Source organism: Pedobacter nyackensis, from assembly GCF_032678475.1.
GTDB classification, from domain to species: Bacteria; Bacteroidota; Bacteroidia; order Sphingobacteriales; family Sphingobacteriaceae; genus Pedobacter; species Pedobacter nyackensis_A.
In genome coordinates this window covers 663,482-683,808 of the sequence record NZ_JAVTSF010000003.1, presented here as the reverse complement: position 1 = coordinate 683,808, position 20,327 = coordinate 663,482, and the positions used below count along the sequence as shown (strand labels likewise).

General features: G+C 39.6%; 15 protein-coding genes. 1 reads left to right on the top strand and 14 read right to left on the bottom strand.

The features are described 5' to 3' along the window. Window positions 1-15 precede the first annotated feature (15 nt). A complete protein-coding gene (gene uvrC, locus R2Q84_RS13820; RefSeq protein WP_316817143.1) occupies window positions 16-1,818 on the top strand; it encodes an excinuclease ABC subunit UvrC in 1,803 nt (600 codons plus the stop codon). A gap of 99 nt (window positions 1,819-1,917) precedes the next feature. Here the strand turns inward: uvrC and gldN are convergent, their stop codons facing one another. From gldN to R2Q84_RS13750, 14 genes are all read right to left on the bottom strand, one after another. Continuing rightward, window positions 1,918-2,880, bottom strand: coding sequence for a gliding motility protein GldN (gene gldN, locus R2Q84_RS13815; protein WP_316817142.1), 963 nt, complete (start codon window positions 2,878-2,880; stop codon window positions 1,918-1,920). Between the two features lie 5 nt (window positions 2,881-2,885). Beyond that, window positions 2,886-4,427, bottom strand: coding sequence for a gliding motility protein GldM (gldM, locus tag R2Q84_RS13810; RefSeq protein WP_316817141.1), 1,542 nt, complete (start codon window positions 4,425-4,427; stop codon window positions 2,886-2,888). Window positions 4,428-4,474: 47 nt separating this feature from the next. Further along, window positions 4,475-5,287 (bottom strand): gliding motility protein GldL, encoded by an 813-nt coding sequence (gldL, locus tag R2Q84_RS13805; protein ID WP_316817140.1) that lies wholly within the window; start codon window positions 5,285-5,287, stop codon window positions 4,475-4,477. A gap of 37 nt (window positions 5,288-5,324) precedes the next feature. Then, entirely contained in the window at window positions 5,325-6,692 is a 1,368-nt protein-coding gene (locus tag R2Q84_RS13800; protein ID WP_316817139.1) for an SUMF1/EgtB/PvdO family nonheme iron enzyme, read from the bottom strand. A gap of 167 nt (window positions 6,693-6,859) precedes the next feature. After that, window positions 6,860-7,630, bottom strand: a complete 771-nt coding sequence (locus R2Q84_RS13795) for a uroporphyrinogen-III synthase (RefSeq protein WP_316817138.1) — start codon at window positions 7,628-7,630, stop codon at window positions 6,860-6,862. A gap of 19 nt (window positions 7,631-7,649) precedes the next feature. After that, window positions 7,650-8,639 carry a DUF4271 domain-containing protein gene (locus R2Q84_RS13790; protein WP_316817137.1) on the bottom strand — a complete coding sequence of 330 codons (990 nt, stop codon included), beginning with the start codon at window positions 8,637-8,639 and terminating at the stop codon, window positions 7,650-7,652. Window positions 8,640-8,743: 104 nt separating this feature from the next. Then, complete coding sequence (gene aspA, locus R2Q84_RS13785; protein WP_410478425.1) at window positions 8,744-10,156, bottom strand: aspartate ammonia-lyase; 1,413 nt, start codon at window positions 10,154-10,156, stop codon at window positions 8,744-8,746. A gap of 50 nt (window positions 10,157-10,206) precedes the next feature. Then, a complete protein-coding gene (locus tag R2Q84_RS13780; protein ID WP_316817135.1) occupies window positions 10,207-11,400 on the bottom strand; it encodes a porin in 1,194 nt (397 codons plus the stop codon). Between the two features lie 12 nt (window positions 11,401-11,412). Beyond that, the gene (locus R2Q84_RS13775; protein WP_316817134.1) at window positions 11,413-12,459 is read right to left on the bottom strand and encodes a type II asparaginase; all 1,047 of its coding nucleotides are present in this window, start codon (window positions 12,457-12,459) and stop codon (window positions 11,413-11,415) included. Window positions 12,460-12,991: 532 nt separating this feature from the next. After that, window positions 12,992-15,094, bottom strand: coding sequence for a S9 family peptidase (locus tag R2Q84_RS13770; RefSeq protein WP_316817133.1), 2,103 nt, complete (start codon window positions 15,092-15,094; stop codon window positions 12,992-12,994). A 17-nt stretch (window positions 15,095-15,111) separates the two neighbouring features. Continuing rightward, window positions 15,112-16,461, bottom strand: coding sequence for a TlpA disulfide reductase family protein (locus R2Q84_RS13765; protein WP_316817132.1), 1,350 nt, complete (start codon window positions 16,459-16,461; stop codon window positions 15,112-15,114). A 69-nt stretch (window positions 16,462-16,530) separates the two neighbouring features. Next, window positions 16,531-18,057, bottom strand: coding sequence for a PKD-like family lipoprotein (locus R2Q84_RS13760; protein WP_316817131.1), 1,527 nt, complete (start codon window positions 18,055-18,057; stop codon window positions 16,531-16,533). A gap of 17 nt (window positions 18,058-18,074) precedes the next feature. After that, the gene (locus R2Q84_RS13755) at window positions 18,075-18,848 is read right to left on the bottom strand and encodes a DUF4843 domain-containing protein (RefSeq protein ID WP_316817130.1); all 774 of its coding nucleotides are present in this window, start codon (window positions 18,846-18,848) and stop codon (window positions 18,075-18,077) included. Between the two features lie 14 nt (window positions 18,849-18,862). Then, entirely contained in the window at window positions 18,863-20,323 is a 1,461-nt protein-coding gene (locus R2Q84_RS13750) for a RagB/SusD family nutrient uptake outer membrane protein (protein ID WP_316817129.1), read from the bottom strand. Window positions 20,324-20,327 lie beyond the last annotated feature (4 nt).

Here is a 20,327-nt window from a genome sequence, read left to right as displayed (position 1 = left end):
CTTATTTCTATTAACATGAGTGCTTTCGATTATAAAAAGGCCCTGACAGACATTCCTCATAAGCCTGGTGTTTACCAGTACTGGGATGTGGATGACACCCTTATTTATATTGGGAAGGCTAAGGATTTAAGGAACCGGGTTGGTTCTTATTTTAATAAGGACAACCAGATGAACGGTAAAACCCGGGTATTGGTTTCCAAGATCCGGAAGATAACCTTTACCATTGTTGATACCGAAATTGACGCCTGGTTACTGGAGAACAGTCTGATTAAAAGGCATCAGCCCCGGTATAACATCATGCTTAAAGACGATAAAACCTATCCATGGATTGTCGTTAAAAAAGAACCTTTCCCACGTTTATATGCAACGAGAAAAATGGTGAAAGATGGCTCGACCTATTTTGGTCCTTACGCCTCTGTGGGCATGATGCATACCATCCTCGATCTGATCAAGGAAACTTATCCCCTTCGTACCTGTAATCTGCCACTTAGTGATAAAAACATTGCCGATGGTAAATTTAAAGTCTGTCTTGAATACCAGATTGGCAACTGTAAAGGTCCTTGTCAGGCTTATCAGACTGCCGCAGACTACGAATCGAGTATTGAAGAAATTAAAGATATTCTGAACGGAAAAATAGGCAATGTAATCAGGGAAGTAAAGCAAGTCATAAAAACTGCAGCTACAGATCTGAACTTCGAACTCGCCCATCAGTACCAGCGGAAATTACAGGTCCTGGAAAAATACCAAAGCAAATCAACAGTTGTCAACAGTGCCATTACCAATATTGATGTAGTCAGCATTGCTTCTGATGAGCGCTATGCCTTCGTAAATTACCTGAAAGTAATGAACGGTAGCATTATTCAAACGCAAACCATAGAAATCAAAAAACGATTGGACGAGACAGATGAAGAACTGCTAACCATTGCCATTACAGAGTTCCGAACCCGGTTTAACAGTACTTCGAAAGAGATTATTGTTCCCTTTGATATTATACTTGATGATAAGGACCTGAAACTGATTGTCCCAAAACTGGGCGAGAAGAAAAAACTACTGGAGCTTTCCCAGAAAAACGTACTGTTCTTCAAAAAAGAGAAACTGAACCAGTATGAGAAACTAAATCCCGACTTACGGACGGACCGTATTCTTACGCAGATGCAGAAAGATCTTGGGCTAACCAAATTGCCTAAACATATTGAATGCTTTGATAACTCCAACTTTCAGGGGGCTTATCCGGTTTCGGCAATCGTAGTTTTTAAGGATGCCAAACCATCTAAAAAAGACTACCGGCATTTTAATGTAAAGACTGTTGAAGGTCCCAATGATTTTGCAACAATGGAAGAAGCCGTTTACAGGCGATATAAGCGAATGCTTGAAGAAGATGACACCCTGCCTCAACTAATCATTATTGACGGCGGTAAGGGCCAGCTTTCGTCGGCTATGAGCAGCTTAAAAAAGCTAGGCATAGAAAAACGGGTAACTGTAATTGGAATTGCAAAAAGATTAGAAGAATTGTTCTTCCCCGGAGATCCATATCCGCTTTACCTGGATAAGAAATCAGAGACTTTAAAGGTTATTCAACAACTGCGTGACGAAGCACACCGTTTTGGTATTACTTTCCACAGAAAAAAGAGAGATCAGGGCACACTTAAAACAGAGCTTGAACAAATTCCAGGTATTGGAAAAAGTACCGCTGATAAATTATTACAACATTTTAAATCCGTAAAAAAGATTAAAGAAGCTGATGAAGCGGAACTGCAAAAGGTATTGAACAAAGCGCAGGTTAAGAAATTGCTGGATTACTTTTTGAGTAAGGATTAAGGAGCAAAGAGCATAAATACAAAGCCCGGATACAGTAAATTGTATCCGGGCTTTCGTTATTCTAAGACCATTTGCAATAGGCGCCTGGTCATTAATCCTCTAATACTCCCACAAGCTTTGCTCGTAATCAGAAATAGACTTCTTAATCCTTTCAGATTCATATAATTTTCTTGTGTCTTTAGGATCTGTCTGCCCAAGAATATCTACAATATTTTTGTTGGCCGGATTTGTTTCCTTAACCACGTAACTTGAAAACAGACGTCTTACAAAGAAATCATCGAAGGTTAGCTGAGAAGCATCGTTCAATGGATTCATTATTCTTTCTTTACTCAGCAATTCTCTCGCATCTGTATAATAAATCCAGAATACTGGCTGCCAGTTTCCTTCCACCATTTTCATTGGTGCCAGACCGATGATCCTTGGTTCAAAAATTGAGCGTTTGATATCCAGGATCCAGTCTTCCTTTATTCTGAATTTCAAAAATTCGTCAGAACGTAACCTTCTCAAAGTTGGTTCAGCAATTTTTCCGGTTACCGAATCTGCTACCCCTTCAGAAACTCCCCTGGCACTTTCCATAGCCTGTCTGGCAGTCAAAGCAATTCTGAATGAATCATTATCTTCCAGGAGCTTTCCTGCAGTAGTATCTTTTGATGAGTATACTGTGAGTTCTTCATTAGCAACTGCTTCCAATAAGATATCGATGAGTTTAGCATTTTCTGCTTTCAGAACAGAGTTGACTGTATCTCTTAAGTCAATTTCCCTCCATACACGCTTTGAATAATAAACATCCTCGTCTCTCACATCAGCATAAGGAACCATAATATTGCTATCAATATCAGCTCTTACCATAAATCCGTCTTTCGGTGGAGTCTTAATCTTCACCTTAGCTGCCGGTTTAACCTCTTCTGTTGCCTTAACTTCCGCCACTTCGGATTTTACAGCAGGCGCTACCGCAGTCTTTGCAGGAGCACGTTGCGTTCTTACAGGAGTTTTTTTCTTTACCTGGGCAAAAGAACCAAAACTCAACAGCAGAATTGCAGTAATACCTAATATCTTTTTCATCTTTCCTACTTAGCTATAAATGTTATGCCATCTAAAACCTTCTGTCTTCCATCAGGGCCTTCACAAACAATATCCTTAAAGATAATGGTTGCACCTGGCTTGATAGAATTTAATGCACCTTTTATTTGCCCGCTAAAGCCACCACCATTGTTTGCAATGGTAACCGCATCAGAGCGTGGGTTGATAAAAGTAGCTGAAAACCTCACCACTTTAAATTTAACATCGAACACAAAATCTTCTAATTGGGTATCGATAGCACCAGCGCTTTCCATCCATTCTAGAGGAACATTTCCGCCCGATTTACCTTTCACATTTGCTCTAGGTGTAGGCAGTGCTTTCACCCTGAACTGTTGTGCACCAAGATTAAGTGTCTTACCTCCGTTGTTTGCAGAAACATTAACGCTTAAAGTTTTACCTACCTGATCACCACCAACATTTACCGAATACTGTCCGCTACCTATTTTTTTAATTGATCCGCCAGAAATACTAGCATTTACGCTTTCCAATGGGAATCCTGCTGCCGAAACAGAGAAAGGATTTGGAATACCTGCATAGATCACGTTCATCTTATCAGGAGAAACCGTTGCCGAAGGCTTGGCCACCTGGTATGTTTGTTCAGCAGTAGGATATTCCTTTACAGTACCGTCTGTCTGCATTACGCGAATTACGCCTTTCCATTTGAAAACACCTACACCACCTGTGCTACCGGTATAAGTTCCTTTGCCATCTTTCACAACAAGGCTATTTCCACCTACAGAAATCTGTGGGTTAGACCTGCTGTCACTTGCTGTTAAAAACACCTGTGCAGTATAAGGCTGACCTTGTACCACATATGAGCTGGGCGCTACAGCCACAGCTTCAAATTTATCCAGGTTTACCAGTGCTTTATCCATATTACCAAATAGTTTTTTAACTATTTCAGCTTCTGCATTTTTAACATCTGATTGAATTTTACTCAAAATGGTATTTGCAGCAGTAAGCGGGGTTCCTTCACCAAAATTGATGTCTACCCAGTCCTTCTTACCATTGACATTTTTTGTTGCATCTTTAGCTTCAAGAGAGAAGGTCACATTAGCACGATCTTTCTCGTCCAGCAAAGAGATTAATTTCTCCCTGGTTTCGTTGATCTTAGCTTTAAGCTTTGGCCCTTCTTTCTGGTTAACCATAATACCCTGGGCAATATCCATATTCTCCCTGAGCTTGATGTCGCCTGTTTCTTCGTTGATGCCTTCACCAGCCTTTAGGAACTGGTCTTTAAGACTCTGAACATAATTGTTCAACTCATCGGCATATGCTTTGGCCTTATTGGCTTTTTCCCATATTGGTTGTGCCCGTGCAGGCTCATCTTTTAATTTTGTATTCTCAAATGAAGAGAATAACTGGTCAATACTGGTATCTACGTTAGTTTTTGAAGTAACCAAACTATCGTTTATGTTCTTAAAAGCATTGAGTATGGTATCTGATACGTTTAAAGCGAGCATCGCTAACAATACCAAATACATGATATTGATCATCTTCTGCCTCGTTGTTTCTTTTCCTCCGGCCATTTTCTAATTAGGTCTGTTTGGTTAAATAATAACTAATTGATTACTAATTATACGCGTGGCTGATTCATTGCTGTCAGCATGTTACCATAAATGGCGTTCAGTGAGGATAAGTTTTTAGCCAGTTTACCAACCTCTTCTTTAAACTGTTTCGAGTCTTCCATAGATTCATTAAAGTTACCCATGGTTAAAGAAAGGTTCTGATAGAATTTATTCATTGATTTAAGGTGTGCACTTGAATCCTGTAATTCTAGCTCATACACAGCATTCAGAGCCGAAAGGTTCTTAGCCAATGCATTTACCTGATCGTGATAAGCTGTTGCACCTACATTACTTTCACCCATTTCCGCCAATTGAGAAGTTGCTTTTTCAAAAGCGCCGCTCAATGCATCAAATTTAGAAGAAGCAGTTTTCACTTTTCCTGTAAATTCATTAGTTGCCATTGAAGCATCAGCTACATTAGAAATCGTGGCTACTTTATCACCAAAAGTACGCAGGCCATTACCCAGACTTTCAATTAATTCCGGTCCGATTTTAGCGTCAACCAACATCTTATCTAAAGCTGCAGTTGAAGAAAAAGCTGCAGGAGCTGCAGCAACAGGTCTTGCAGAAGCTTTTGGCAATTCGCCATCAAAATCATTTCTCAATTCAGGATACACACGTTCCCATGGCAATTCCTGCTCTGGCTGTCTAAATCCTGTTAAAAAGAACAAAAATGCTTCAACACCCAAGCCAATACCTATCGCATAGTTACCTAAAGCACCTCCGATGTGCAATATTTTAAACAATGCACCTAGAATTACAATACTGGCACCCCAGGATATTGCTACGTGTAACCAATCGAATTTCTTTTTTGCTGCCATTTTTAAGTCAATAAGGGATTTTGATTATTTATTTTTTTTAGTTTCTATAGCTAATGTCAGTACCAGGATATGAGGTTACACATCTGAAACCAATATATGATTTGGCTTCATCCTGATACTCATAAGTACCAACAGAGTTTTGAAGGAAAAAGCCTATGTCTTTCCAGGATCCACCTCTAACTACTTTACGTTTCATGTATTTACTATCACCTGTTTTGGCTACATAAACAAAGTTAGGGTTAAAGTCCAGCAACATTGGGCTTGCCGATTGGTTATAAGCAGTTTTTGTCCATTCCGCTACGTTTCCGGCCATGTTGTACAAGCCATAATCATTAGGGAAATATGATTTTACGTTAACCGTATATAATCCACCATCATCAGAGTAATTTCCACGGCCAACTTTGAAGTTTGCCTGCATACATCCTTTTGTATTGCGGACATAAGGGCCACCCCATGGATATTTTGTTTTCACATTACCACCTCTTGCCGCATATTCAAACTGTGCATCACTTGGCAATTCGTATTCTGGTCTTGAATTGGCAGGCAATTTTCTCGAAACAGCAGCAGATTCGTAGAAACGGCTACGCCAAACGCAAAAAGCGCTGGCTTGTTCCCAGTTCACACCAACTACAGGATAATCATCATATGAAGGGTGATTAAAATAAGATTTTACCATTGGATCATTCTGCGAGTAAGAATAATCTACTTTCCAAACCATTGTATCCGGATAAACCGCTATTGAAGGATGGTGATTTGGGTTCGAAAGATCAGGATTATCGCTATAAGTGATGATAAAATCCTGTCTCTTTTTAGATGGATCTTTTCTGCCTTCAGCAGCAAGGTCAAGACTTACATAGCTGTAAGCATATTTTAATTTCCTGACATCAATTTCATTTTTACCAGGTAAAGCATCGGCCCCGGTGTAATACATATCACCCAGTTTATTGCCCATTCCACCATTTCTCTTGCTCCAAAGTAAAGATCCATTACCAACTTTTTTCCAGTCGATATATCTGTCTGAACCTAGCGCAGCATTACCATCTGCTCCTTTTGCTGCAGGCCTAAAGAAAGCCGGGGCAGTAGTTGGGCCTAATGTTGTCACAGCTATTGAATCCCTTACCCAGTTTACAAACTGCCTGTATTCAGCATTTGTAATCTCGGTTTGATCCATAAAAAAAGCACTAAAAGAGGTCATCCGGCTCGGAGCACTCTGTGTATTGTTGATATCTTCATCAGACATCCCGATTAAGGTTCTGCCTGGTGGGATGTAGACCATCCCTAGAGGAATTTTATTGTTTCTAAACTTTTTATTATAAACGCCTACCAGTTCTCCCTGTCCTCCTTTTCCACAACTCGAAAATAATGCAGCAACAACAATAAACGCACCGAAGTATAAATTTCTCATATTAGCGCTAAGCAATTTTATAACAATTTTATCAATAATGATTGATATAAACAATTATTGAAACATAAAAATATAACCTAATCAAAAAAAAAAGAGCTTTTAGCTCTTTTCTAAAGCGCAAATATAACGCTTAAGCAACTTATTAAACTAGAAATAGAAACAAAATATTATTTGTTCGATTTTTTTATATAATTCTCAATTGCCATAATCATTGACGGGGCCTCTGGTGAAGGGGCAGCAATATCAACAATCAGTCCTGCATCGGTAACCGCTTTATGTGTATTTACTCCAAAGGCAGCAATACGTGTATTGTTCTGCTTGAAATCGGGGAAATTGGTGTAGAGCGATTGTATACTTGAAGGGCTAAAGAACCCGATAATGTCATAAAAAACCTCTGCAAGATCAGAAAGATCAGACACCACTGTTCTAAACAATACAGCAGGAGTAAAATCATATCCATTTTTTTGCAAAAAATTCATAGTATCTTCTGTTGCTACATCAGAACAAGGATAAAGGAATTTCTCACCAGCATGTTTCTTTAACACTTCGGCTAAATCAGCCGCAGTTTGCTTTCCGAAGAAAATTTTCCGCTTTCTGTACTGGATGTATTTTTGCAGATATAACGCTGTAGATTCTGAAATACAAAAGTATTTCAAGTCAGCAGGCACATCGTATCTCATTTCTTCACAAATTCTAAAAAAATGATCTACTGCATTCCTGCTTGTAAAAACTACAGCTGTAAAATCACTTAATGTAATTTTATCCTTTCTGAAATCTCTGGCTGGGACACCTTCAACATGAATAAATGATCTAAAATCAATTTTCAGGTTATACTTCTTAGCCAAATCAAAATAAGGAGACTTTTCTGTTTCCGGCTTTGGCAAGGTTACCAATATACTTTTCACCTTACGTAACCTATCTTCTGTCTTTTCTTGCATTTTTACTTAGTTACCGCGTTTATAAACCTATCGCCTTGATTAATATTAATATAGGGCAGATTTCGAGGGCACAAAAGTACAAAAACAAATAGACTTTTGAAAACCGATAGTGAGATAAAATATTAACTCCAGCCCTAATAAATTGAAAAACAAAGACAATAATTAATAAAATGAAAGAAATTGCGATGTAGTAAGGCCCATATCGTAAAGGAGATAAGGCAAAAGCGATCACTAACGGAATAAACATTAATGCAATGTTGAAATAACTCAAATATAATATGGAAACATACTCACTTATGGGTTTCTGGATGTTAAAAAGATAACCCAAAGCCCGCAACAGCACAATTTTCAATACATAAAGTATCACAATAAGCACTGAAATGCTCAAATAAAAACGAAAACCACTGTCAGCAAAGGACATATGGTAATATTGTGTAACCAGGTAAAAGAACATTCCTATCGTAAAACCGAATTGGACAAACAACAATAGGAACGGCCAGGACGTAAAAAGGTTATCTTCTTTATTCAGGTTATTTAATATCCGATTGCTAAAAAAAGCCTGCACAATGGTCTGTAATTGCTTGGAAAAAGAAATCTTTAAGGAGGCAAACAAAACCATCAGTAATACAATAACCCCAAGTACCCACAGGTTCCCTTTAGGAACGGGTGTACCGGTTCGGTAAAGGCTCACTTTTTCCGAAGTTTTAAAATCTTTATAGCGAGTATACAATCCGGACCGGCCATAAACCTGCGCTTTCAAGATACTATCAATAATGATATTTTTGTCTACTAAAGAATCAGGGAGAATCCAGGTATGCGAAATGATGGAATCTGTTACGAATTTTTGCCTGGCTAAAAAAGCAGGGTCTTTTACCCACCTTTTATAACTTTTTATTGGTGTTGCAACGGTGTCAGTCAAAGGCAACGCAGCCGGCACCTGGGCTTCTGCCCTACCTAAGCTAATTGCAAAAAACAAACAGATCATTAAAACAACACGCATGGCATTCATTCCTGCAAACTTAGATAAAAAATTACAGAAACTGCTAAGGGCCTAACGAAAGCAAGGCCCTTTTGGCTATTATCCAAAATGGTTAACTATCAATTAACCTCCAACTACTGCGAAATAAATTTAGGGTGAATCAAATTCTCAATGGAATAAATTTCATCCCATTTGGCCTGTGTAATCAACTTGCGTTCCAACACCACAATATCATGGATAGATTTTCCTGTTTTCAAGGCTTCTTTAGCAATCGATGCACTTTCTTCATATCCAAGGATAGGGTTAAGCTGAGTAACGATACCAATACTATTCATCACCAGCTGCATACTGTGTTCAGCATTTGCAGTTATGCCTTTCACACATTTTTCTCCGAGTGCCTTACATGCTTTACTCAGGTATTCTAAGGAGGTAAACAAGGCAAAACCGATTACAGGCTCCATCACATTCAACTGCAACTGTCCGGCTTCTGCAGCCATAGTCACGGTAAGATCAGCCCCGATTACATAAAAACAAGTTTGGTTCATCAACTCAGGCATTACCGGATTCACCTTGCCTGGCATAATAGACGAACCCGGTTGCATTGCCGGAAGGTTGATTTCATTTAGTCCGCAGCGGGGGCCACTACTCAACAATCTTAAATCATTACTGATTTTACTCAGTTTAATGGCACTTCTTTTTAAAGTTCCACTTAATTGTACAAAAGCACCGGTGTCATAAGTAGCCTCAATTAAATCCGCGGCGAGGATTACCGGAATCTTACTGATTGCCGCGAGGTGTTTTACACAAAGCGCGGAATAGCCTTCAGGCGCATTCACACCTGTCCCTATCGCCGTAGCACCCATATTCACTTCAAGAATTAGCTTTTCCGACTCTCTTAAACGCATTACATCCTCACCAATGGTTGTTGCAAAAGCATTAAACTCCTGCCCCAGCGTCATCGGAACCGCATCCTGCAATTGGGTCCTACCCATTTTCAGAATCTCTTTAAACTCCTGTCCTTTTGCAAAAAATGTATTTTGCAAATGCTCCAATGCGTCTGCAAAAGCATCTATCTTTAAATAGATGGCCATCCGAAAGGCCGTAGGGTAGGCATCATTTGTGCTCTGTGAAAGATTGACATGATTATTTGGATGCAGGTACTGGTAATCGCCTTTAGCATATCCCATATGTTCAAGTCCGAGATTAGCTATCACTTCGTTGGCATTCATATTGGTGGAGGTCCCAGCACCTCCCTGTATCATATCACTAATAAACTGGTCGGTAAATTCACCGGCAATCAATCTGTCACAGCCATAAATAATTGCATCTGCTTTTTTAGCGTCCAGAATTCCCAGGTCTCTGTTGGCCATGGCGGCGGCTTTTTTCACGTAACCAAAAGCCTTAATCAAAAGTGGTTCATTACCAATGGGTATTCCAGTTATATCAAAGTTTTCTTTTGCGCGTGCCGTCTGTACGCCATAATAATATTCGTCACTAATTTCTTTTTCTCCAAGAAAGTCATGTTCAACGCGAAATTTTGCCATAATATTAAATTTTAAAGAGTTCTATATTTTTAAATCATTTCATTTATCGGGTATTAAAAAACAAGCAGTGGGGACGTAATTCCGAGCATAATCCTACCGGAATCGCTATTCACCTGTCGAAGCGTAGTTTTAGCATAGCTACTGTAATTCAGATACTGCCCTACATAAGCTGCATAAAACTTAAGGTTATAATTTTTTATGGGATAAAACTCTACTGCGGGAATAATCCCCCAGGAAGTTCTGACCCCAATTGCATCAGCTCTTTCATCAACCGGATTGTTCCATGTTGCTGTACTGACCATTCCAATTACCGAGGCTTTCCATTGTTGATTGATGGAATAAACCGCGCGCAGCCAGTGTTCTTTATAATCGGTTTTCTGTGCGGCATGACCTAAAAGATCTTGCGGGATCAATGCGCTCACCACCCCTGTCCTATCCAGATCTTCGCTACTCCATTTAAAGTCGTATTCCAGCAACCAGTCTTTTAACCGGAGCTGGTTTCCAAGGGCGGTATAATACATATTTACAGGACTGCCATTCCTACTTGCTTCCTGCAATATGCTAAAACTCCAGATGGTCTGAAATTTCCCTTCCAAAAAGCTTCCGTTCCAGGTACCTACATAGGCAGCAGGAAACTTTGCGTCCTTAAATTCGGGCATTTCCTCATACAATTCGGTAAAAGTTTTAGTTCTTGAATTGAGTATCTGAGCAGATAAAGCATGATTTGAAGAGACCTTCCAGTTAAACTGCACACCCGTTAGAAAATTATCCGAATTTTCGATGAAATCGTTGTACTGATAAATATCGATAGGGTTCATATCAAATTCATAACCGCCCCAGTTTGCCGTCATTTTACCAATAGCGATACTGGTTTTATCTGAGACGGTATATCCGATAAAAGCAAGATCTGTGGAGCGGCTCAAATTATCAATTGACTGTACTTCCGGATCCCTGGTATAGCGATCCCGGAAACGAAAAAACACTTTATCCTTAAATACCTTACCTCTGATCTCAAATCTGAATTGGTTTACAGCAAACTTGCTGCTACCATATTTTCCATCATTGAAGTAACTGTTAAATCCTACCTGAGTATTAAATATTACGTCAACATTGTTCAATAAATCAACCTTGTCGGCAGTTATCAATGGCACGTTACGATTTATTGTCGTATCTCCCTGTTTTTCCTGTTGCGCATACATGCTGTGTCCAACTAACAGTAACAAAAACAATGGTAGAAATCTGGCCATAAAGTTTCGGTTTTAATACTCGAAAAAATATTGTTGCAATTGTTTTTTATCCGTGGTTTTTGTGAGGCCCAGCATAAGGAGTATCCTGGCCTTTTGCGGACTTAAATCGTCCGCCACTATTGTCCCCAGTTTTTCATCATTCGTTTCACCAAGCAAAGTTACTCTGCCCGCTCCTGTTCTGGACGAGCGTACCACAGTAATCCCTGCTTTCGTCGCTTCGGCAACAGCTTCAGCATTGGCTTTATTCAGATTTCCATTACCTAAGCCGGCAGTAATAATTCCTTTTACACCAGCGGTGATACTGGCATTCAGACCTACTGCCGATGCCCCTGCATACAATTCAATAATCGAAACTTCGGGAAGTGATGTTAACCCTGCAATGTCAAACGGCGTACTTTTATTCACTTTTCGCAATTGAGTCTGATACATGACCACTTTCCCGTCATATACCCGGCCGATTGGGCCGGAATTAGGCGAAGTAAATGCGTCTACATGGGTTGTATTCGTTTTTGACACCTCTCTTGGGGAAAAGATGTTTTCACTAAATGTCAGCAACACCCCACTGTGTGATGCCTCTTTAGACCCGGCAACAACAATCGCATCATACAGATTTTTAGGACCATCAGCACTAATGGCCGTCGCAGGTCGCATTGAACCGGTAACGATTACCGGCTTGTCATAACGCAGCGTTAAGGAGAGGAAATAGGCCGTCTCTTCCTGCGTATCGGTACCATGGGTAATAACCACACCATCGGCTTCATTACGTTTATATATTTCATTGATTCTCTTATTGAGTTTCATCCATATCTCCACAGACATATCCTGACTGCCCACATTTGAAATCTGCTCACCTGAAATGGTTGCAATTTTCTCTATTCCCGGCACCGCAGCAATCAGATCCTCGATTGGCAATTCACCAGCATTATATGCGGATCGGTCCGCAGAAGCCCCTTTTCCTGCAATGGTACCCCCTGTAGCGAGTATCTTAATCCTTGGTAGTTTTTGTGCATAAACGGTTATGCTCAGTAAAAGGAATGAGAGTAATAAAGCTTTTTTCATGGCCAGAGGTTGATAGATGAATACTATAACATAACCAAAGCGTTCTGCGATTTGTTTAAGAAAAATAAAATTAGACACAAGTATAGGCTTGGATAAAGGTTTGGTGCACATTGCGTGCACCTTTCTTCGGAGAAAAGTACCCTTTTTCCGAAGAAAACCTTAACCAATCTACAATCAACCCTATTTCATCGCAACAGAACGTATAAAGGAGATAGCGTATTGTTAGTATAAGAACATATGAACCACGTTTGTTGGAGTCAAATCAGGGCATTTTTTTGATGAAATATTTTCTTAATAGTTAATTCACCTAAATATCAGCCTTCGTTATTACTGGGGCGTTAGTAGGGCCTTAGTAGGGTGTTACTAGGGCCTTGCTTTACCCCCTAGCCCTACTAAGGCCCTAGTAACGCCCTGTTAAGTTTAAGTTAATGCTCAAGTAAATGTAAACTCAGGGCAGAAACAGATCGAAAATAAACAACCCCCGATCTAACAATATAGAACGGGGGTTGTATCATTCAACAAACAAGAATCCTTACGGTGCCAACAAATATTTCTTAACGAATTTATCAGTTGCATTCCTTTCAAATTTAGCTTTATGTGGCAGGTAGTACCAGCCATGTGCTGCGCCAGGATAAAACATCAGTTCAAAATCTTTATCTGATTCCATTAAAGCATCTACCAGTTTCATGGTATTGCGCATATGTACGTTATCGTCCATGGTACCTTGTCTAAGACTCAGATGACCTTTTAAGTTCTTCACATAAGTAAATACACTGGAGCTTTTATAGCCTTCTGGGTTCTCTTTCGGACTATCCATAAATCTTTCGGTATAAGCGCTATCATACAAATGCCAATCGGTCACACTACCGCCTGCTAAGCCCACTGTAAATACATCAGGAGCTTTCATCAGTGCGAGTGCAGAAATATAACCTCCGTAACTAAACCCACTGATACCAACTCTTGATCCATCAATGAAAGGATAGGTCTTTTTAAGGTAATTGACTACAGTACTGTAATCTTCAATTTCCCAATGACCTAAGTTGCGGTGCATATAGTTTTGTCCTACTTTACCGAAATGTCCAGATCCGCGATGATCCATTTGGATTCTGATCAGGTTATCCATTTCGTTTGGTTTACCAGTATAATTGCTTAAATAGGCATCGTTTACAAATGCTGAATTTGGTCCGCCATAAATATTTGCCATTAAAGGATATTTTTTATTCGGATCAAAACCTTCCGGATACATGATACGCACAGGCAATTCAAATCCATCAGGGGTTTTTACCCTGATGATCTCAGATTTACTCGCTTTTGAAAGGTACTTTTCATAGTCCTTACCTTTGCTGTCTGCAAGTTCTCTAATGATTTTACCGTTGTTGTCAACCAATGCGACCCTGCCCGGAGTATTAAAATTTGCATAAGTAGTAATAAAATATTTGGCATTTGGCGACAACTCAAAACGGTGCATGTAATCGCCAAAGGTTAATCGTTCTATTTTACCACCGCTCAGTTTTACTTTGTAAAGATCTAAACGGGTGGAGTTTTCCTTTTTAGCGGTAAAATAAACCCAACCTCCTTTTTCATCTATATGATTGATTACATCTACTGTCCAGTTTCCGGCAGTAAGCTGCTTTAACTGTTTGCCTTCCATATTGTGGGCGTAGATGTGCATCCAACCACTCTTATCGCTCATCAGCAAGAATTGCTTTTTTGAGGGTACAAATGCGACACGGTTATCCTGATCAAGGGAGATCCAGGTTTTCTGTGTTTCCGTATAGATTGTTTTACGGTTTCCGTTTAACAAATCTATCGCTTCAATTTTAAGGGTATCCTGTCCGCGGTTCATCCATTGCACCCAAAGTTGATCGGAATTCGGTGTCCATACCGGCATCCCAAAATATTGATCTGCTTTAGCGTCATAAGCCGCCCAGGTGATTTGTTTACTCGTCAGATTTACAATTCCCGTTTTCACTTCAGGATTGGTATCTCCAGGTAAGGGGTAGTGGATAGCAATTTGTTTCTGATGAATACCGGAATCATCAACCATATAATGAACAGGGACTTTGGTATCATCGAAACGCATAAAAGCAATCTTTTTGCTATCAGGGCTCCACCAGAAAGCACGGTAAGCCATTCCTCTACCTAGAATTTCTTCATTGTACACCCATGATGACCAGCCGTTATAAATGCTTTCGGAACCGTCTGTAGTTACCTGCCATTCTTTACGGTCTGCGATGTTGTATACATATAGGTTTTTGTTTTTGGTATAGGCAATATTTGCAGAATCTGGCGACACTACTGGTGTTTGTATACCTTTAAGCGTATCGGCCTTAGCAGTTGCAGTTTTTGCCAGCACAACAGAACCGTTTCTTAAAATGTTAATTCTGGACGCAAAACCTGCTGTAGGGCCAGCGGGTGTTGCTTTGCCGGTCAAAACATCTACGATGATTTCTTCTCCGCGGCCAAACACATCACCCGTACGATAGGTTTTGTAATGATTGTCATCTGCCCAGCGAAATACAGGAGCCCTTTTAATAAATTCAATATCCGAGGTTCTTTGCTGCGCAACGGAAATACCCGGCATTAATAAATATAGTCCTGCGGTGAGCAGGACTATAGAGTTCAATTTCTTCATTTGATCTTTGCTTTTGATTACTTTTTAAGCTCAGCTTCTAACAATTCTTTTAACTTAGGATCACTTGGACGAGGAGCGTCAATGGTAACCACATTTCCTTTTTTATCGAATACCATAAAGCGTGGGATGCCTGTGATTTTGTAATCTTTGGTGATTTTACTCCATCCACTGGCAAACAACTGCACACCGCCAAGCTGCTCATCCTTAATCATTTTTAACCACTTCTCTTTATCTTTTTCTTCATCAACAGAAACACTCATGATTACGATGTCTTTACCATGCATTTCTTTCTCCAGTTGTTTTAAAGAAGGAATTTCTTTCTTGCAAGGGCCACACCAGGTTGCCCAAACGTCTACCAAAACTACTTTACCTTTCTGACCGCTTAAAGAAACCATTTTACCTGTATGATCCGGGTATTCGAAATCAGAAGCTATACCGCCTGCTTTTGTGGTATAAAGATCAGCACTTAATACTTCCAATCTCTTTTTCTGACTTGGGCTTTGTAGATACTGGCCATACTGATCAATCATAGCTTTATACTTATCATATGATTTCATTCCCATAGTTTGACTGTAAAACACGTATTCGCCTTTTTGGGTAGTAGTCGTTAAAAATGATAATACCTGATTCATATCAGCTCCACTACCCGCAGCAAATTCTGCATACATCGACATTGCTCTTTTACCATATAATGTGCCTAATATTTGATCATTCGGGAACTTATTTTTTACAACTATAGTGCTATAATAAGCTGGGTAATCACTTTTTTTAGGATGTTTTGAACGTGGGGTACGTAAAAAGTTTAGCGCGTAAAAATCCATATCATAAACCGTCAAATCCCTCATCAAATCGTTGAATTTAGCATTCTTAGTTTTTATGGTTTTTCTAAAGGCATCAGTTTGTCCGGCCACAGCAGTTAATTCCGGGAAGAAATCTTCATAATTACTGAATGAGCCCATAAAATATACTGATTTTCTTTTCAGGCTTTTGGTAAGGTTAGCCCATTTGCTCAAAACGGTATTTTCAGGCGTATTGGTTCCTGTAAATTCAGCATTTACATTATCAAAGGTTACTTCGGCTTTATCTCCAGCCTTTAAATAGAAAGGAAATTGACCTTTCATCATATCGGGCGACCCAACGGCATAAAAGCCTTCGTAAGCAGGTTTAAACAAAAAGCCAAATGAACCATCCGCGGCGATTTCAGTCGTTGCAATGACCTTCGGTGCTCCGTCTTCAATTTTCATTAAAGCTATAGTTTCTTTGATGGTTGCTTTTTCAGGTTTAACGGTTCCGCTGATCTGACTCATTTGAGCTGAGGCAAAAAGGGAACTGGCCAGCATCGCTGCTGATAAGATTATTTTTTTCATTTGATGTTTGTTTATGTGTGTTTAATCAGGCTGCACCAACCGAACGGGATGCAGCCTAAGATTTTATGATTAATAAGTTGTGAGATAAGTAAACCCTCCTACCAGAGGCGCCATATACATCACATCTCTTGGTATACCATTGCCTTCCAATACAAAAGCAGGGTCTGAAGCCAGGTTACCTGATGTTTTAGCGAACATTCTTACTTTATATTTGCCTCCTGAAGTAGTCCCTACCATTACATAATTGTAGGTATAAGGAGCTTCGGCATTTAACCCTGTATACTTTCTATGTCTCAGGAAGGTGATTTCCTCGCCTGCAGCTGCAGTAAACTGTAATAGCTCATGGCCGTTAGAAAGGTTACGTGACCAAACCTCATTTCCAACCGTGAAATAAATAATACTTTCATCGGTATCATTAAGTGCATACCTTTCAGCATTATAGATTTTATCGGTGACTTTGATCGCCTCGTTCTGCAAATCGATGGTTGTTGATGTCCTTGTTATTTTCGTTATTGTTTTTTTCGTTGGATCTGTTTTATCCTGTAACACGGCATAGCCAACAAAAGGCGACATAGATCTTGCGCCCATAAAAAGCATTATCTTGTTCGTATTGGCGGCAGGCATCTGCGTTTCTTTAGCGTCAACCAACGCAGTCATCACATTACCTGATCCGGAAGAAGAAATAAATGAACTACTTATTTCATCAAAGAAAACCGTTGAACCCAAGGTATAAGCCATAAAAAATCTGGACAGCCTATAAGGTGTGTCATAACTATTTATCAATTGTCTTTCGCCAAATACACCTGTATTTCCCGACATAGTACCAATACCGCGCAGTTGGCCCTCGTTAGCGAGGTATAGCGACTGACTTCCATTCGCAACAAAATCAGGAGCTTTAGTTTGAGGTGCTCCATAAAACAATCCATTAAAGTCATGAATTTCCTTCATGGTATTTACATCAACTACAGAGAGATCTCTTTCGGTAGTCAGGAATATCGATCTGGTATTCCCCATAGTACCCGAAACGGCCGATTTATAGTCGTGATAAAAACTAATTAATTTTGCTTTCCCTTCCAGCTTTTTACCATTAACGGAGCTAAACACATTCTCTCTTAAACGCTCAGGGACGATGGTTTGAGGTGTTAAAAAGAGATCCATATCAGCCTGAATACCATCGTCTTTCGCTACATACCACCCACGGGTGTACTCTGTTCCAACATTAATTCTGGATTTGACATATTTTGAGTACCCCGTTTTTTTATTGGTTGCACGAAATACCAAAACCCACTCCTTTGCTACTAATTTAACAGGATAGTCCAGCGCCTTGGTTTTGGCAATGGTATCCATAACAGGTACTCGTCCGGTAACGTTAGTTTCATATATGCCCCATAAATATTCAAATTCAGCGGCTTCCACCGATGAGGTCACTGTAGGGTCTAAAGTAATCCTATCCACATCAGTCAACTTAGCATAAGTTGTTTCAATACCTGTGATAGTGATTTCTTCTAACTCCTTATAATCGTAATTTCCAAGGTCCTTCTTACAGGAAGACATAAATAAGCCCACCAGTAAAAAAATGATATATAATTTCTTCATCTTCTTTTTTAATTTATTTATGGGAACACTAAAGCTTCATCATCCTCGTCTACTTTTGGTTTTTCGGGGTGATTGTTATTGTAATTGATCAATGCAGTTTTTAACACTCCCAACCAATAACTACGTTGGGCAGGGTCAGCGTTGAATATTTCAAAAAATGCATTATCCCATTTCTGTTTTGTAACCTCAATCATAAATTCATGTTTCACTCTACTATATTTCCCGTAATAGTATTGTGCTCCACTGGCGTCCCATAAATTCGGACGGATCAGGCGGTCAGCAAAAATCACCTTACGCCATATATTGCTCTGTTCTCCCAACTGAAAATTTTCATTGCTTTCCACACTAAACTTCAACACCACATCTGTTGCTTTTAAAGAAGCATCCCGTAACAAAACTATGGGTACTGAAAGGTGAACCTGACCAGCTTTAATTATATATTCATGTGCCATATCAGACGCTGTAAAGGCTTTGTAATGTTTGCCCGGAATGGCGTTGGTTACGCCCGGAACTTGTTCCTGCTTTAACCTGAAAACTCTGTCTTTATCAGATTTTCCACCAATGGTATACAAATCAAAGAAAACAGTGTCTTGTACAACAGCATTATCCTCATACACAAAAGTGTAGGTCTTAGTAGTATCTTTTAGTTTATATGGGGCGTAATAAAGCTCTGAAATAGCGGGACCGAACTGTAACCTCGCCACATCGTTAAAAAGATAATAATCGTTCTTTTTGCAGCTAACCAAAGTGATTATGGCTATGACTACTATAAAATATTTATGCATTTTCATTTTCAAACCATTTATTAGTTAGCAGTGCTGGATTCTGTTTTAGGCAATGGCAGCAGATAATTTACCGTTGCATTTGAAGGCGTAAATAACACGCTTCCCTTTAGTGCATTTACACGCTTGTAAGCGTAAAAGGCTTGTCCCTCTGCATAAAATTCCTTACGGTATTCTTTTAACAGTTCCATCTGAAGCTGTACTGGATCTGCCGGCAATGTGGTGACCGAAATATTGCGGGAATTGCGGTATGCCGCCCATAGATTTTGAGCTTCGCCCAAAGGAGCAGACTCAATAGCAATCATATACATTTCACTAATCCTCAACATTGGAATCTGTTTAAAATCCGCCGCTAGTCGGCTTGGATTCTGTTCAACCTGATATTTCTTCAATACATAACATTTGGCATTATTGCTTAAAGTAATCAGCTCCCAAAGATTTGCCTCACGAATATCAGTACCTGAATTACCATACAATTGGTTTTTAATAGTCGCTTCCGCTGTTCCTTTTTTCAACGTACCGTTCCCAAAAGTGTTACCATATTTGGTATACAAATCAAAATCATATAAACCGAAAATATGTTCGGCGGTAAGTACGTAGTCCTTATTGGTCATATCTGATGAATTCCCTAATCTGAATTTTTGAGTTCCATTTATATTTTTTACATCAATCAAAAATTTAGCACTTTCATAAGCTTTTGCTTTATCATTAAACCATAAATAAGCCCTCGCCTGTAATGCTTTAACTGCGTAATAGTTCATCCTTAGGTATCTGTAGCTGATAAAATCATCCTCTGGTTTAAAAACCGCAACTTGAGAAGGCAGTTTAAAGTCATCCATTGAGTATTTAGTAAATGGGTCAACATCCCTTTGCAGCGCCTCTGCTTCTGCTAAGTCCTTTAACATTGCTGTTTTAAATGTTTCAAAACTAACTGGTGCATTAGGCGTGTTGCTTAAAACTGTTACATAAGGCAATTGATTCCCTATGCTTGTTGCAGTTGGAACAGGTCCAAATAAACGCAGCACATCAAAATGACAATATGCGCGCAATGCCAAACACTCGCCCTTGATCATCTCGTACATTCCGGGCTTAAAGACGCTTTTCTTCGCATCGATATGTCCTAATATGGCGTTGATACTGGCAATCACTTTATACTGTTGCCCAAAAACATTAGCCAATGATTGCTGAACTCCTGCGTCCGCAAAATTGTAGAGACCCAATCGCTGCTCCGTGGAGTTGGCTGTAACATCCCAGCTGGAAATCAATTGCTCAAGCGTAGTCATGGTCAACGCTTTTCCATAACCAGCATCAGATTTCAATTGAATATACACTCCGGTAAGGGCATCTTTAAACCCGGATTCAGTTGAGAACAAAACGTCTTGTGGCATCTCAGTTCTAGGTTTCACATCCAAAAATTTTTGACATGATGTTCCTGTTAATGCGATTAACAAAACCAGGACGATATATTTTATATTTAGTTTCATCTTC